12 protein-coding genes are annotated in these 15,429 nt (G+C 67.2%); 7 read left to right on the forward strand and 5 right to left on the reverse strand.

Features of this window, described 5'->3' with window-relative positions; all coding sequences use genetic code 11:
* The 4 genes from LF262_RS06025 to dhaK all read right to left on the reverse strand — a co-directional run bounded on the left by LF262_RS06025 (position 1) and on the right by dhaK (position 4,537).
* Positions 1-2,118: a S9 family peptidase gene (locus LF262_RS06025; protein WP_235779388.1), complete on the reverse strand. Its 2,118-nt coding sequence runs from the start codon at positions 2,116-2,118 to the stop codon at positions 1-3.
* Positions 2,119-2,214: 96 nt separating this feature from the next.
* Complete coding sequence (dhaM, locus tag LF262_RS06030; RefSeq protein ID WP_235779389.1) at positions 2,215-2,889, reverse strand: dihydroxyacetone kinase phosphoryl donor subunit DhaM; 675 nt, start codon at positions 2,887-2,889, stop codon at positions 2,215-2,217.
* On the reverse strand, positions 2,886-3,539 hold the full coding sequence (gene dhaL / locus LF262_RS06035) for a dihydroxyacetone kinase subunit DhaL (RefSeq protein ID WP_235779390.1): 654 nt from the start codon (positions 3,537-3,539) through the stop codon (positions 2,886-2,888). Before dhaL ends, dhaM begins: the two co-directional genes overlap by 4 nt.
* Positions 3,536-4,537, reverse strand: a complete 1,002-nt coding sequence (dhaK, locus tag LF262_RS06040) for a dihydroxyacetone kinase subunit DhaK (protein WP_235779391.1) — start codon at positions 4,535-4,537, stop codon at positions 3,536-3,538. Before dhaK ends, dhaL begins: the two co-directional genes overlap by 4 nt.
* Before the next feature lie 231 nt (positions 4,538-4,768).
* Between dhaK and LF262_RS06045 the strand changes: the two genes are divergently transcribed.
* The 7 genes from LF262_RS06045 (at position 4,769) to LF262_RS06075 (ending at position 12,785) form a co-directional block, all read left to right on the forward strand.
* Positions 4,769-5,959, forward strand: coding sequence for an ROK family transcriptional regulator (locus LF262_RS06045; protein WP_235779392.1), 1,191 nt, complete (start codon positions 4,769-4,771; stop codon positions 5,957-5,959).
* A 251-nt stretch (positions 5,960-6,210) separates the two neighbouring features.
* Complete coding sequence (locus LF262_RS06050; RefSeq protein ID WP_235779393.1) at positions 6,211-7,368, forward strand: extracellular solute-binding protein; 1,158 nt, start codon at positions 6,211-6,213, stop codon at positions 7,366-7,368.
* Positions 7,365-8,348 (forward strand): ABC transporter permease, encoded by a 984-nt coding sequence (locus LF262_RS06055; RefSeq protein WP_235779394.1) that lies wholly within the window; start codon positions 7,365-7,367, stop codon positions 8,346-8,348. The genes LF262_RS06050 and LF262_RS06055 overlap by 4 nt, the downstream gene beginning before the upstream one ends.
* Positions 8,348-9,172 (forward strand): ABC transporter permease, encoded by an 825-nt coding sequence (locus tag LF262_RS06060; RefSeq protein WP_235779395.1) that lies wholly within the window; start codon positions 8,348-8,350, stop codon positions 9,170-9,172. Before LF262_RS06055 ends, LF262_RS06060 begins: the two co-directional genes overlap by 1 nt.
* A gap of 7 nt (positions 9,173-9,179) precedes the next feature.
* Positions 9,180-10,271, forward strand: coding sequence for an ABC transporter ATP-binding protein (locus LF262_RS06065; protein WP_235779396.1), 1,092 nt, complete (start codon positions 9,180-9,182; stop codon positions 10,269-10,271).
* Positions 10,268-11,902: an inositol monophosphatase family protein gene (locus LF262_RS17085; protein ID WP_235779397.1), complete on the forward strand. Its 1,635-nt coding sequence runs from the start codon at positions 10,268-10,270 to the stop codon at positions 11,900-11,902. The genes LF262_RS06065 and LF262_RS17085 overlap by 4 nt, the downstream gene beginning before the upstream one ends.
* Entirely contained in the window at positions 11,892-12,785 is an 894-nt protein-coding gene (locus LF262_RS06075; RefSeq protein ID WP_235779398.1) for a DUF6454 family protein, read from the forward strand. Before LF262_RS17085 ends, LF262_RS06075 begins: the two co-directional genes overlap by 11 nt.
* A 92-nt stretch (positions 12,786-12,877) precedes the next feature.
* Here the strand turns inward: LF262_RS06075 and LF262_RS06080 are convergent, their stop codons facing one another.
* The gene (locus LF262_RS06080; RefSeq protein ID WP_235779399.1) at positions 12,878-15,400 is read right to left on the reverse strand and encodes an ATP-dependent Clp protease ATP-binding subunit; all 2,523 of its coding nucleotides are present in this window, start codon (positions 15,398-15,400) and stop codon (positions 12,878-12,880) included.
* Positions 15,401-15,429 lie beyond the last annotated feature (29 nt).

Here is a 15,429-nt window from a genome sequence, read left to right on the forward strand (position 1 = left end):
CTACAGCCCCAGCTCCTTTGGGAGCTCGCGGGTCTCCCCCAGCACGTGCTCGGCAAGGAACGCGCTCACAACCCCATACCAGACCTTTGCGTGCTGGGGCTGGAGGATCCAGTGGTTCTCGTCCGGGAAGTACAGGAATCGGTGCGGGGTCCGGCCCGCGTCATCGGCGGCGAGCTGAGAGGCGGAGATCAGCTCCCACCACAGGCGCAGCCCCTCGCCGACCGGGACGCGGTAGTCCTTGTCGCCGTGGATCACGAGCATGGGCGTGCGGATCTCAGCGACCGAGCGATGCGGCGAGTTGGCCTGCATCATGGCCTCATCCATTTCCTTGGCCCAGTACAGCGCCATGTCGGTGGTGGGGCCGAACGCATCGAGCGCCCAGAGGCTCGCGTGCGTCACAATCGCCCGGAAGCGGTCGGTGTGCCCCGCCACCCAATTGGCCATGTACCCGCCGAACGAGCCACCCATCGCGGCGGTCCGAGCGGGGTCGAGGTCGTCGCGCCGGAGGGCTGCGTCGGTGATCGCCATGAGGTCCCTGAAGGGTGCGTCGCCCCAGCGTCCCCAGCCCCTGTCGATGAACGCCTGTCCATAGCCGGTTGACAGCGCGGGGTCCGGCAGCAGCACGGCGTAGCCTTGAGCTATCAGAAGCCAGGGATTCCACCGCCACGTCCACGCGTTCCACGAGCCGATCGGCCCGCCGTGGATCCACAGGAGGAGCGGATGCTTGCCGCCCTCCGGAGCCGCAGCAGGGAGCGCGAGCCACGCGCGCACGGGGGTGCCGTCCGCGGCCGTCGCCGTCACCTCCTCGAGCCGGCCTGGGATCTGGGGCCGCTCGGCAGGGTTGTTGAGGCGCACCGTCTCACCGGAGCCGAGGTCTATCCGCACGACCTCGGGGGGCATCAGGTAAGAGCTGCGCAGCGCGTAGGCGCGCTCCCCGTCCGGCGAGACGACGACGTCGGTGTACGCCGCGTCGTCGTGCGTCAGACGGGCGACCTCCCCAGTGGCGACGTCGATGCGGAACACGGGCGAGCGGCCCTGATCGTCAGCGGTGACGAGCAGCGCGGAGCCGTCGGGCACCCAGTCGCACGGGTGCGGCATGCGGTCCCAATCGGGGGCAAGGCGTCGGAGCTGGCCGGTCTCCACGTCCAGAAGGTGCAGCTCGGAGCGATAGGCGCTGGTCGGCGTCGTGTGCGGCTCTACTACCACAGCGACGGTCCGGCCGTCGGGGCTGACCGGCCCCGGGAGGTAGTCCATCCGCTCCTCGGAGAGGATGGTGCGGCGAGTGCCCGAGGCGACGTCGATCGCGACGAGTTCACTGCGCAGATCGCCCTTGGCCAAGTGCTTCGCCACGGAGGCATACAGCGTGCGGCCGTCCGGGCTCGCGAACGCGTCGCCGAAGCGGAGTCCCGCGCCGATGTCCGGAGTGAGGTTGCGCAGCTCGAGGGCCGGCGCCTCGTCGACCGTGGAGGGCTTTCCGCTCTCGGACTCGGCCTTCGAACGCTCGACGGCGAACAGGCGCGGCTGCGCGGGTCCCAGATCCGAATCCCAGAAGCGCACGGGGTACGAGGAGTGCAGGATGGCTGCGACCTTGCCCTCCTTGCGCGTCTTGCGGCGCGCCTCGTCGTCCGACTCGTCAGTGCTGCCCGCCAGCACGGAGGCCTGCACGAACGTCGCATCCGCCTTCTGTGCAGTGATGACGCGTTCGACGCCGCCCGCACGGCTGAGCACGACTCTCGCCTCGCCGCCGGCCCGGGGCAGGAGCCACAGCGCGTTGACCGGGTCCTCGTCGGGCTTCTCAGGGTCGGGACGGGCCGAGGTGAAGTAGAGGTCGCCGTTGGCGGCGAAGGCGGCGCCGGCCTCACCCTTGGCGCTGCGCGTGATGCGGCGTGCCGGCGTCCGTCCGGCAGGATCGATCTCCCAGAGTGCGGTCCCGTACTCGGTGCCCTTGCCGTTGAGGGTAGCTACCGTGGTCACAAGCCGAGTACCGTCGGGACTCAGCGCGAGGCCGGAGAGGCGCGGGATGGCCACATAGTGGTCGAGGTCGTGGAACGGGGTCTCGGGCCGCGGCGCGGGCTCTGCGGCGTCGGGGTGGGATTCTGCGGCGGTCTCGGCAGTCATGTCCCGATTCAACTCGGATTGTGGCGCAAAGCACAGACCCGTTCACTGTTGGTGAAACAGTTCTTTCAGGCCTCGCTACCGCCGGAAACCTGGCCCTCAGACCTCACCAAAACCCGCCTCGACCTGGCCCCTGACAAACGCAATCGCCTTGGCGGCATCCGGCCCCGAGGCCTCCACCACCAGCTGCTGCCCTTGACGCGCACCCAGTGCCATCAGGGCCATGACGGACTGGCCGTCCACGCCATTGATGGTCACCTCGGCGTCGAACGCCGAGAGGCGCCCGGCCAGTACCGCCGCGGGGCGGGCATGCAGGCCCATGGGATTCTCCAGCGTCAGGACTGCGGACTCCGTGGGCTCGCCGAGTTCCGGCGGTTCCTCGGCCTCGGCGCCGCGCACTGCCTCCTCGGCGGCCCTCGCCACGCCGTCGAGACCCGCGCCCGCCTTCGAGGCGACGGCAGCCGCCACTGCCCCTTCGACGAGGGCGGCATCGGCGATCCGGATTCGCGCACGCTGATCGTCGTCGAGGAACTCGAGCACCGATTCCGCCGTCATGACGGCCGAGCCGAGGTCGGTCAGGACCACGACGCCCTCCCCGCTGTCCGCGGAGCCGACGCCGTCCATGACCTTCTCGAACGAGGTGCCCACACCGCCGTCATCCGTCCCACCCGCCGCGGCAAGCGGAACACCGTCCGCCATCTGCCCGGCAACCTCGACCACCCCCTCGGCGAGCCGTGCCGAGTGGGAGACGATGAGTAGCCCGACAGGAGTCACGCGTCAGCCTTGCTCATCGTCGCTGTGACGGCGGCGCGCAGGATGTATGCGGTCGAGACGGCGCCCGGGTCCACATGCCCGGCACTGCGTTCGCCCAGATAGCTTGCGCGGCCCTTGCGGGCGACGAGCGGCTTGGTGGCCTCGGCCCCCGCCTCAGCGGCGGCGGCCGCAGCAGCGAGCGCGGCCGTGCCGTCGGCGGCTTTCCCGGCGGCGTCGACCGCGGGCGTCCACGCATCCACCATCGTCTTGTCCCCGGCCTGGGCCTTTCCACGAGCCACAATTCCGTCGCGGGCGGCGGCGAGCATCGCAGCGACGGCTTGCCCGTCGAGCGCCACGCCATCGCCGACCGCGGTGGAGGCGCGCAGGTACGCCGTCCCGTAGAGGGGCCCGGCGGCACCGCCCACCTTGCTCATGAGCATCATCGCCGCCATCTTGAGCGCGGCCGCCACCGAGTCCGGCGACTCCTCATCGAGCTTGGCGACGATGGCGCGGAAGCCGCGGTCCATATTCTCCCCGTGGTCGCCGTCGCCGATCGCACGGTCCAGATCGATCAGCTCCTCTCGGTGCACCCCGATCACGCGCGCGCTCTCGCGAAGCCAGCGCTCGGCCCAGGCCTTGTCCAGCACCGCGTTGTCCGAGCCCGCCATCATGCACCCCAGCGGAGGGCCGCCGTGTGGACGGGTGCGTCCCAGAGCTCCGTGAGCTCGTCATCGAGCCTCAGGACAGTGACGGAGCAGCCTTGCATCTCCAGCGACGTGACGTAGTTGCCCACCAGGCTCCGCTCCACGGTGATGCCGCGGTCCTCGAGCAGCTGCACGGCCCTGCGGTAGACGATGTACAGCTCGGACAGCGGAGTGCCGCCCATGCCGTTGACAAACAGCAGGGCCTTCTCGCCCGTACCGATGCCGAGGTCCTCGGCCACGGGCGTGAGCAGGTGCTCCGTGAGCGCGTCCGCGGGCTCGAGCCCCACGCGGTGGCGGCCCGGCTCGCCATGGATGCCAATGCCGATCTCGATCTCGTTCTCGGCGAGCTCGAAGCTCGGCTTGCCCGCGTGTGGGACCGTGCACGGGGTCAGGGCGAGGCCCATTGAGCGGACGTTCGCCACGACCTTCTGGCCCACCGCCTCGACCTCATCGAGGGAGTCACCGCGTTCCGCCGCCGCCCCCGCGATCTTCTCCACGAGGACCGTGCCCGCCACCCCGCGGCGTCCAGCAGTGTAGAGGGAGTCCTCGACGGCCACATCGTCGTTGACCAGGACCGTCCGGACCTCGATTCCCTCGGCGGCGCACATCTCGTCAGCGGTCTCGAAGTTGAGGACGTCCCCCGTGTAGTTCTTCACGATGTGCACCACACCGGCGCCACCGTCCGCGGCCTGCGTCGCCGGGATGATCTGGTCCGGGGTGGGCGACGTGAAGACGGCGCCGGGAATGGCGGCATCGAGCATCCCTCGGCCCACATAGCCCGCGTGGAGGGGCTCATGGCCGCTTCCACCGCCGGAGACTAGGCCCACCTTGCCCTGGACGGTACCACCGGCGCGGCTGACGAACATCGGGTCGGGATGGACGGTGACGAGGTCCGCATGGGCTAGGCCAAAGCCCTCCACCGACTCGTTCACCACCCTCCGGGGATCGTTGATGAGCTTCTTCATGTGTCGCTCCTTCGCACGCTCGCACGCGTCGTCGGGGGGTGTGGTTGGAGCGTACCGCGGGGTGCGGGGGAAGGACAGCTTTGGCCCGAGCGCACACGGCGCAAGAACCCCGACGACGGGCAGGGCGGAGGCGCGCCCATCTCCCTTTGACTCCGCGGCACTTCTGTCTGATGATTGAACGAAAGCAGACCGCACCGAGACTGATCCCATCCGCCGATTGAAGGTCCACCCATGCCAGATGAAGCGCTCACCGGCGCCGCAGGAGCGGCGTCCCACGGGCGCATCCTCGAGCTCATCCGAAGCGGCGACGGGCTTTCACGCCAGCAACTCCTGGGCGCGACCGGGATGTCCCGGGCAACGCTGTACGAGCGTCTCGACGCGTTGGAACGGGCCGGGTACGTCTACGAGGCCGAGTCGCTCGCAGCCACAGGCGGACGCCGGCCGAGGAACATCCGGTTCGACGACCGCGGCCGGGTAATCCTGGCCCTCGCGGTCGGGCAGACCAGGGCCACCGCCAGCGTCGCGGACACAACGGGGACTTCCCTCCGCTCCGTCGTGCTCAAGCACGACATCGCCGCGCCCGCGTCGGACGTGCTCGGCCCGCTCATCCACGCCGGTCAGGCACTCCTCGAGCAGGGGGGCGCCCGCGAGCGGCTTGTGGGCGTCGGGGTCGCCCTTCCCGCGCCAATCGACGCCGAGACCGGCCGAGTCGTCAACGCCACAACCGTCCCCCTCTGGAGCGCAGACGCCGCCGTCACGCTGCTCGGCGAGACCTGGGACGTCCCCCTCGTCTTCGAGAACGATACGATGGCGGCAGCCCTCGGCGAACGCTCGGGAGACCACGAGACCCTGGTCTACGTCAAGGTGGGCTCAGGTATCGGCTGCGGCATCGTGGTGGATGGATCGATCCTCCGCGGAGCGGCCGGAGCAGCCGGAAGCATCGGCCACATTCGCGTGGCACCCGGCGGTCCACTGTGCAAATGCGGGAGACACGGCTGTTTGGCCGCATTCAGCTCAGGCCTCGCCATTATGCAACAGCTGAAACCGCATCGCCACCTCACATTGGATCAAATACGCTACGCGGCCGAGCAGGGAGACGAGGAAGTCATCCGAATTCTGCAGCACGCGGCAGCAGTCCTCGCGAGCGAATTGAATGCCACCGTGACCACCATCAATCCGCATCGCCTTGTCTTAGGAGGACGAATAGGAACACTTCGGGCATTTGCAGATGCGGTCCGCGAAAGAATTCTCGTGGACGTTGTCGACCGCATCTCCGAGGGGCTCGCCGTGCAGACTGGGGCTCCTGACGACCGGAGCGCGGTACGTGGACTAGCCACCCTCGTCGTCCGGAAGGTGTTCGATCCTTCAGCCATCGACAGTGCAATATCCGCTTCACATCACAGGTCGCATAGCGTAGCCTGAGGCCCGCGCGGAATAGGGAGCCCAATAATCAACCTTTGGTGCCGGGCATCAGGGGTTATTACGCATGCATTCATAAAAGGGCAAGTTAAGGCAGAATTAACCAAAAGGTTCATCCCATTTAAGGCCAACAGCTGCAATTAGCCACACATCCAACAGAACCTTAATTCGGCCCGACGGAGACCCCCCACTCACAGTCGCGGGCCAACACCGGCTTGAGCGATCTACTCGAGTCCTCACACAGGAGAACCCCTATGAAGTTCACGACTGCTCTGCGTTCCGGCGTGGCCATCGCCGCGCTGACGCTGGCTGTATCGGGCTGCGCCCAAAGCAGCACCGCCGCGAAGAACAATGCTGGCGACACCGGCAGCAAGACCGTTAAGGTCTTCATCAGCGGCGATACCAACATCCAGAACCTCTGGGAGAAAGATCTCGCCCCGAGCTTCGAGAAAGCCAACCCCGGCTACAAGGTCCAGGTACAGATCGACCTCCACGGCGAGCACGATTCCCAGACCCTCGCCAAGCTCACAAGCTCTGTCGAGCAGAAGAAGGACGCCGACTTCGACCTCGTCGACGGCGGGTTCGTCCCCAAGGCTTCGGGCGCCAACCTTCTCGAGAAGGTCGACACAAACTCGATCGCGGCCCTCGCCGACATCCCGGGCGATGTGGTCAAGGCCGGCGGCCAGGGCGGCATCCCGTACCGCGGCTCCTCGGTGCTCCTCGCGTACGACACAAAGACTGTTGCGACCCCGCCGAAGACCCTCGACGAGCTCCTCGCATGGATCAAGGCCAACCCCGGCAAGTTCACATACAACTCACCGAAGTCCGGTGGCTCGGGTGCGGCCTTTGTCACGACTGTCCTGGACAAGTACGTCCCCGCGGATGCACGCCAGAAGATGACGGTGGGCTACGAGAAGGACCTGGAGTCGAACTGGGACAGCGGCTGGGAAGAGCTTCGCGGCCTGAACCCCTTCGTGTACCAGAAGGGCGTCTACCCGAACGGCAACAAGCAGACCCTCGAGCTCCTTGCGAGCGGCCAGATCTCGATGGCGCCGGTCTGGAGCGACCAGTTCCTCACTGGGTCGACCAACGGAACGATTCCGGCGACGGTCAAGTCCACGCAGATTTCCAACCCCTCGTTCACGGGCGGGGCGGCGTACCTCGGCATCCCGGTGAACAGCCCCAACAAGGAGGCCGCACTCAAGCTCGCGAACTTCGTCCTGCAGTCCGAGCAGCAGGCGGAGATCGTCAAGGAGATCTCTGGCTACCCTGCCATCTCGCTCGCCAAGCTCCCGGCGGACGTGAAGGGCAAGTTCGCCAACGCTGACACGAACAACCTGCGCAAGGGCTACTTCGACCAGATCTCGAAAGACATGAACAACCTCTGGGATCAGAAGGTCCCCGGCCAGTGACCTCTCAGTCCCCTGCGATCCGCACGGGCCGGGAGGACCTCGCCGACCTCCCGGCCCCGATCCGCCCCGCACGCCAGGCACGGGCCGGGCGTGCGCCGGCGGCACGGGCCCGCGGCCTCATCATGGCGCTGCCGCCCATCCTCCTCATCGCGCTCTTCATCGGCTTCCCGATCGTCCTCGCCTTCACCTTCAGCATCGGATTCACGGACGGGCTCAACCGAACGATCGCGCTCATCGGCCAGAACGTCCACGAGGCCGACGGCGCACCGACATTCGGCGCCTACTCCGAAATGTTCACCAACCCCCGATTCCTGGGAGACCTCACAGTCACGGTGATCGTCACCGTGGTGAGCACCGCCGTCGTGATCCTCCTCGCAACCGGGATCGGGCTGTACCTGAAGTTCGTGGGCGGGATCGTCGGGAAGGTGCTCTCCGCACTCGCCGTCATCCCGCTCTTCATCCCGGTGGTCATCGCCTCGTGGGCCATCCTCGGCTTCTACTCGGCGGACGGATTCCTGCGCAGCGTGGCTGCACAGTTCGGGGTCGAGTTCCCGGTCTGGTCGTTCACGATGGTCACCGTGATCATTGGCTCGGTGTGGACGTCCCTGCCGTTCGCGACCCTTCTCATCACGTCGGGGCTGCAGGCCGTTCCGCAGGCAATGATCGACGCCGCGCGCGACGCCGGTGCCTCCTTCCTCCGCGTTGTCGCCAGCGTCGTGGTCCCCATGGCGGGGGTGCCGATCATCATCGCCACGACGTTCACGGCAATAGGCATCCTCGGATCATTCACGGTTCCGTACTTCACGGGCCCGAACTCGCCGAACATGCTCGGCGTGGACATGTCCAACTACTTCTCCGCGTTCAACCAGCCTCAGCAGGCAGTCGTCATGGCGTTCGTCGTCTTCGCGATCGCCTCGGGCATCGCCGCGGTGTACGTGTGGGCGAACTTCCGCTCGGCCAAGGAAAGCGGGGCCCTCTGATGCGGAATCCCTCAACGCGGCGCGGCGTCACAGGCACTCTCGTGGTCCTGTTCGCCCTCGCCCTGGCGGTGTTCATCGTGGGCCCGCTCCTATGGCTCGCCGTGCGGGCCTTCGCGACGAACTGGACGTATCCCAACCTTGCGCCCGACGGATGGACATTCAAGTGGTGGGAGCTCGTGTTCAGCGACAACGCACTCGGCGTCGCGGTACAGAACTCGCTGTTCTTCGCCCCCGTCACGGTGCTCGTGTCTGCGCTCATCTGCCTCCCTGCGGCCTATGCATTCGCACGCTTCGAATTCCCGGGCCGGAGGTTCTTCCTGATCGGGCTGTTCGCGGCAAACGCGTTCCCGAAGATGGGCCTGTTCGTTTCACTGGCCGCGCTGTTCTATGCGCTCAACCTGATGAACTCGATCCTTGGCATCCTCATCGTGCACTTGCTGGGCACCGTCGTCTTCATGACCTGGATCCCCGCGGCCGCGTTCGCCGCGGTGCCGCGCAGCCTCGAAGAGGCCGCCCGCGACGCCGGTGCATCGAAACTGCGTGCATTCTTCAGCGTCACGTTGCCGATGGCACTTCCGGGAATCCTCGTCGGGGCGATCATGAGTTTCCTCGCCTCCTTCGACGAGGCGCAGGGCACCTACCTCGTCGGGGCGCCCGACTACATGACGATGCCGACGCAGATGTACAGCCTCGTGCTCAATTACCCAACACAAGTGGCAGCGGTCTTCTCGATCCTGCTCGCCATTCCCTCCGTCGCGCTGCTGTTGGCGGCGCACAAGCACATCGTCGGCGGCCAGCTCGCCGAGGGCTTCCAGATCAAGTGAGGCACCCATGACCAGCAAGACGACATCCGCGACGACCGCCGACACCCCGACACGGCCCGAGTCGGCGGGAGGACTTGAGATCCGAGGCCTCCACAAGGTGCTCGGGGGACGAACGATCATCGACAACCTCGACATGACGGTCCAGCCCGGTGAGCTCGTCTCGCTTCTCGGGCCGTCCGGCTGCGGTAAGACCACGACGCTCCGCATGGTCGCCGGCTTCCTGGCCCCCGACGCCGGATCCATCAAGGTTGACGGCCGGGAGGTCGTGCACCTCGGGCCCGAGCAGCGCCCGAGCGCTATGGTGTTCCAGAACTACGCCCTCTGGCCCCACATGACCGTTGCGAAGAACGTGGGCTTCCCGCTCAAACTGCGCAACAATCCGAAGCTGTCCAAGACGGTGATTGCCAAGCGTGTCGACGCTGCTCTCGCTCTCGTCAACCTCCTGCATCACAAGGATTCCCGGCCCGCGCGCATTTCAGGCGGCGAACAGCAGCGTACGGCGCTCGCCCGCGCGCTCGTCCAGGAGCCCGAACTCCTCCTCCTTGACGAACCCCTCTCCAACCTCGATGCCAAGCTGCGTGTCAAGGTCCGCGAAGACATCCGGCAGATCCAACAGCGTCTCGGCATCACGACCCTGATCGTCACACACGATCAGGAGGAGGCCATGTCAATATCGGATCGCATCGCCGTGATGAACGCGGGGCGGATCGAGCAGTTCAGCACACCAGCCGAGCTCTACAGTGCACCGGCCACGGAGTTCGTCGCGACTTTCATTGGCAGCCTCAACCGACTCGAGGGGCGAGTCGAGGACGGCCGCCTCGTCGCGGGCAGCGGTGTCGTCGGCGTGCGGCCCGAGGATGTGGTCTTCGCATCGGACCTCCTCGGCACAGAGGCCGTCACCGGCTGGCACTCCGCCACCGTCGAGCGAGTTGTCCCGCGCGGTCACTTCGCCGAGCTCTACCTCTCCCGCGAGGACGCGCAACTGCGCAGCTTCGTCACTGGCACTCCGCCCACCGTCGGCAGCCACGGATTCGCCCGTGTGGCGAAGTGGCTCGACTTCGAGGACGGCAAGCGGGTCGGCACGAGGCAGGGCGCGTGAGCACCACAGTGCTTTCCCACCTCGGCCCCGCGACTGCGCCGCTCGTCACCGCCCACCGCGGCGACGTCGAGCACCACCGCGAGAATACGCTTGCCGCGGTGCGCTCAGCCGTCGGCGCCCGCGCCGACTTCGTCGAGGTTGATGTCCGGGTGACCCGGGACGGAATGGTCGTCCTCCTCCACGATTCAACGCTCGCGCGGCTCTGGGAGGACCCCCGGGACCTCAGCGACGTGGCGTGGTCGGACATCGCGGTGCTGGGCCGCGGAGAAGACCGCATTCCGCTCCTCGCTGATGCCCTGGATCTCGTCGCCGGCAGCTCTTCGACGCTCCTCATCGACATGGACGCCGTAGAGCCGGCAGCGCCCAGCGTGGCCGTCGTCCGCCAGCACGAGACCGCTGCCCGCAGCACCGGCACCACGCCGGCACGGGTTGCCTGGTGCGGATGCCTCGAAGCCGTGACAGCGGTCCGCGATCTCGATCCGGAGGCCCACGTCTGGCTTCCCTGGAACCGACGTGAACTGCCCACGGCAGAGCTCCTCGAGCGCATCCGGCCTGCGGCAGTGAACTCCGCCTACGCGGTTCTCAGCCCTGCCCTCGTGGAAGCCGTGCACGCGGCGGGCGCCCTCATGGCCTGCTGGACAGTCGACTCTGAGGACGGGATGCGCTGGGCGCTCGCCCTAGGCGCCGACGCCGTGACGACCAACCGGCTCTCCATCCTCCGTGGAGTCATCGCTGAGGGCCCCGCAGCCTGGGCTGCCGCTCCCCGCCCGCGGCATCTGGCGAGCGAGGAACTCGCGTTGGCGGCGGCCGTGGCCGACGAACTCGCTCATTGGGCGATCGAGTACACCCGCGGTGCCGAACTCGGTGCCATCGCCGCCAAGGCGAATGCCGCCGACCACGTCACCGACGTGGACGTTGCCGTGGAAAAGTACGTCCGTGAAGTGATAGCTGATCGCCTCCCCGACCACGTCGTGGTCGGGGAGGAGCTCGGCGGGACGCCTGTGGCGGGAGTACCGTGCTGGTACGTCGACCCCGTCGACGGGACGGCCAACCTCGCGAACGGTGTCCCGTGGACAGCATTCTCCCTTGCCCTCGCTATCGACCACGAGCCGCTCGTCGGCGTGGTGGCAGACGTCTGGCAGGGACAGGTCTTTGCCGCCGTCGCCGGCTACGGCGCTGAGCTCGACGGAGAACGCCTCGATCTCAGGCAAGGACGAACTACCGCGGGCCAGACCGGCGACGGATCCGCAGGAAATTCGCTCGCGGGGAAGATGGTGCACACCGAGCTTCAGGGCCACAACGCCTGGCCCGGCATGAGTGCCTTCATCGACGCGCTCAGAGACAGCTTCTGTACGGCGCGCATCATGGGGTCTGGGGCTCTTTCAGTGGCTGGACCGGCCGCAGAGAGGGGCGTTGGGGCCGTCATCGAGCGCTTCAGCCCCATTGACCACCTTGCGTCCGCGCTCATCCTTCGGGAGGCCGGGGGGGTGCTGCTCGACGACGACGGCAATGCAACGGCTTGGCCGGAGCGCGGCGGGATCCTTGCGGCACATCCGGACTACGCCGCCGAGCTCTATGCGCTCTGGTCTTCGTCCCGTAGCACGGCGAAGGAGCCGGACCATGTGGTCTGAGCCTGTTCGCGATGGCAGCCTCTCGGCAGAGGTAGCGATGTGGACGCGGCGCACCGGCTTCGACCTCGTCCGCCGCATGCCGCTGCAGTTCCCCACCTATCATCCACAGGGCATGGCGTTTGCCGCCGGTCGCATCTTCCTCACGACCGTCGAGGTCCTCGACCCTCCGCTTGCGCTTCCGGGTGGCAACGGCGACCCTGCCCGCCGGGCGCCGGGGCGCGGACGAGGCCACATTCTCGTCATCGCGCCGGACGGGACGCTCGTCGAAGATCTCGTCGTGGGGGACGGTGACGCCTACCATCCGAGCGGAATCGACTTCGTGGACACGACGCTCTGGGTGCCGGTCGGGGAGTACCGCGCCGACAGCCGCAGCATCGTCTACTCCCTCGATCCTTCCAGCCTCGAGCTCACCGAGCGCTTCCAAGTGGACGACCACATCACCTGGCTTGCCCCGGCCCCCGAAACCGGGTTTCTCTACGGGGCAAGCTGGGGCTCCCGGCGCCTCTACCGGTGGGATGTGAAGGGCCACACCGTGACCGGTGAGCCAGAGGCCTGGGACAACCCGAGCTGGCATGTTGATTTCCAAGAAGCGCAGTACGACGGCGAGGGAAGGCTGGTCTGCGCGGGCATCACCGAGCTTCCGGACGCCCACGGGGGACGGTACGAGCTGGGTGGCCTCACCGTCGTCGACTTCCCGGCACGCAAGATCGAGGCCGAGGTCCCTCTCCCCGTCTTCAGTTCGGCAGGACACAACATTCTGCGCAATCCGTTTGTCCTATCCCGCGACACCGACGGCGCGGTGCTCCTGCACGTCGCCCCCGATGATGGTGACGAAGCAGCCGGGACCGAGATCCTGACGTATAGGGTGCACAACCCGCGGTGACCCACGCGAACGGCCCCCTACCTCCCGGGAGGTGAGGGGCCGTCGTCGTGCGCAGATTCGGTCCCGCCCTGCGAGCGGGCGGCATCCAGCAGCTAGGCTCCGAGCTCTTTGCCGGAGCCGCCCTTCGCGAGCGAGACGACCTCCGGAACCTCGGGACGCGGCGTGCCGGTGAAGGTGAACTTCGCCTCATCTCCCTCGCCCTCGACGTCCACCACCACAATGTCGCCGGCAGACAGGTCGCCGAAGAGGATCTTCTCGGACAGCTGGTCCTCGATCGCGGACTGGATCGTACGGCGCAGGGGCCGAGCGCCCATGGTCGGGTCGTAGCCGGTCGTGGCGAGCCGGACCTTGGCGGCGTGCGTCAGCTCGATGCCCATGTCCTTGTCCTTGAGGCGCTGCTCGAGGCGGGCGACCATGAGGTCCACGATCTCGATGATCTCCTCCTGCGTGAGCTGCGGGAACACGACGACATCGTCGACGCGGTTGAGGAACTCCGGGCGGAAGTGCTGCTTGAGCTCCTCCGTCACGCGCGACTTCATGCGCTCGTAGCCCGTCTTCGTGTCCGTCCCCGACTGGAAGCCAGTCATGACGCCCTTGGAGATGTCCCGCGTGCCGAGGTTGGTGGTCATGATGATCACGGTGTTCTTGAAGTCCACCACCCGGCCCTGGGAGTCGGTGAGGCGGCCGTCCTCAAGGATCTGCAGGAGCGAGTTGAACAAGTCCGCATGGGCCTTCTCCACCTCGTCGAACAGCACCACGGAGAACGGGCGGCGGCGGACCTTCTCGGTGAGCTGGCCGCCCTCCTCGTAGCCCACGTACCCCGGAGGGGCACCGAAAAGCCGGGAGACGGTGTGCTTCTCGGAGAACTCGGACATGTCCAGCGTGATGAGCGCGTCCTCCTCGCCGAACAGGAACTCGGCGAGGGCCTTGGCGAGCTCGGTCTTGCCGACGCCGGTCGGACCGGCGAAGATGAACGACCCACCCGGGCGCTTCGGGTCCTTCAGGCCCGCCCGCGTGCGGCGGATCGAACGGGACAGCGCCTTGATCGCATCGTCCTGGCCGACCACACGCTTGTGGAGCTCGTCCTCCATGTGGAGCAGGCGCGAAGACTCCTCCTCGGTGAGCTTGAACACCGGGATGCCGGTCGAGTTCGCGAGGACCTCGGCGATCAGGTCCTCGTCCACCTCGGCGACGCCGTCCATGTCGCCGGACTTCCAGGCACGCTCGCGCTCGGCTCGCTCCGAAATGAGCTTCTGCTCCTTGTCGCGCAGCGACGCGGCGCCCTCGAAGTCCTGGGCGTCAATCGCCGACTCCTTCTCAAGCTTGAGCTCGGCGATCCGCTCGTCCAGGGCCTTGAGTTCCGGCGGAGCAGTCATGCGGCGGATGCGCAGGCGAGCGCCCGCCTCGTCGATGAGGTCGATCGCCTTGTCCGGCAGGAAACGGTCCGAAATGTACCGTTCGGCGAGGTTAGCGGCGGCAGCGAGCGCGCCGTCGGTGATCGTCACACGGTGGTGCGCCTCGTAGCGGTCGCGGAGGCCCTTGAGGATCTCGATGGCGAGGGCAACAGAGGGCTCGGATACCTGGATCGGCTGGAAGCGGCGCTCGAGCGCGGCGTCCTTCTCGATGTGCTTGCGGTATTCGTCCAGCGTTGTGGCACCGATGGTCTGGAGCTCGCCGCGGGCGAGCATCGGCTTGAGGATGCTCGCTGCGTCGATCGCGCCCTCGGCGGCGCCCGCGCCGACGAGGGTGTGAATCTCGTCGATGAACAGGATGATGTCGCCGCGCGTGCGGATCTCCTTGAGGACCTTCTTCAGGCGCTCCTCGAAGTCACCGCGGTAGCGGGAGCCCGCCACGAGGGACCCGAGGTCCAGCGTGTAGAGCTGCTTGTCCTTGATAGTCTCCGGCACGTCGCCGCGGACGATCGCCTGGGCGAGGCCCTCCACGACGGCGGTCTTGCCGACTCCGGGCTCACCGATGAGCACAGGGTTGTTCTTGGTGCGGCGCGAGAGGACCTGCATGACGCGTTCCATCTCGTGCTCGCGCCCGATCACCGGGTCCAGCTTGTTCTCCCGCGCGGCCTGCGTGAGGTTGCGGCCGAACTGGTCCAGCACCACCGAGCCCGCAGGGGTACCCTCAGGCTGGCCAGGGCCAGCGCCGGTCGCTGCCGACTCCTTGCCCTGGTAGCCGGACAGGAGCTGGATGACCTGCTGGCGCACACGGTTGAGGTCCGCGCCGAGCTTCACCAGGACCTGGGCGGCCACGCCCTCGCCCTCACGGATGAGGCCGAGGAGGATGTGCTCGGTGCCGATGTAGTTGTGGCCGAGCTGGAGCGCCTCGCGGAGCGAGAGCTCGAGCACCTTCTTGGCACGCGGTGTGAAGGGGATGTGACCGGACGGGGCCTGCTGGCCCTGGCCGATGATCTCCTGCACCTGCTCGCGGACACCGTCCAGCGAGATGCTCAGGGACTCGAGAGCCTTGGCCGCGACTCCTTCACCCTCGTGGATCAGTCCCAGGAGGATGTGCTCGGTGCCGATGTAGTTGTGGTTGAGCATGCGGGCCTCTTCTTGGGCCAGCACCACCACGCGACGGGCGCGGTCTGTGAATCTCTCGAACATTGCTCGAACTCCCCGGTTTAGCTTGGGTG

It is taken from the genome of Sinomonas notoginsengisoli (assembly GCF_021554725.1).
Lineage (GTDB): Bacteria > Actinomycetota > Actinomycetes > Actinomycetales > Micrococcaceae > Sinomonas > Sinomonas notoginsengisoli.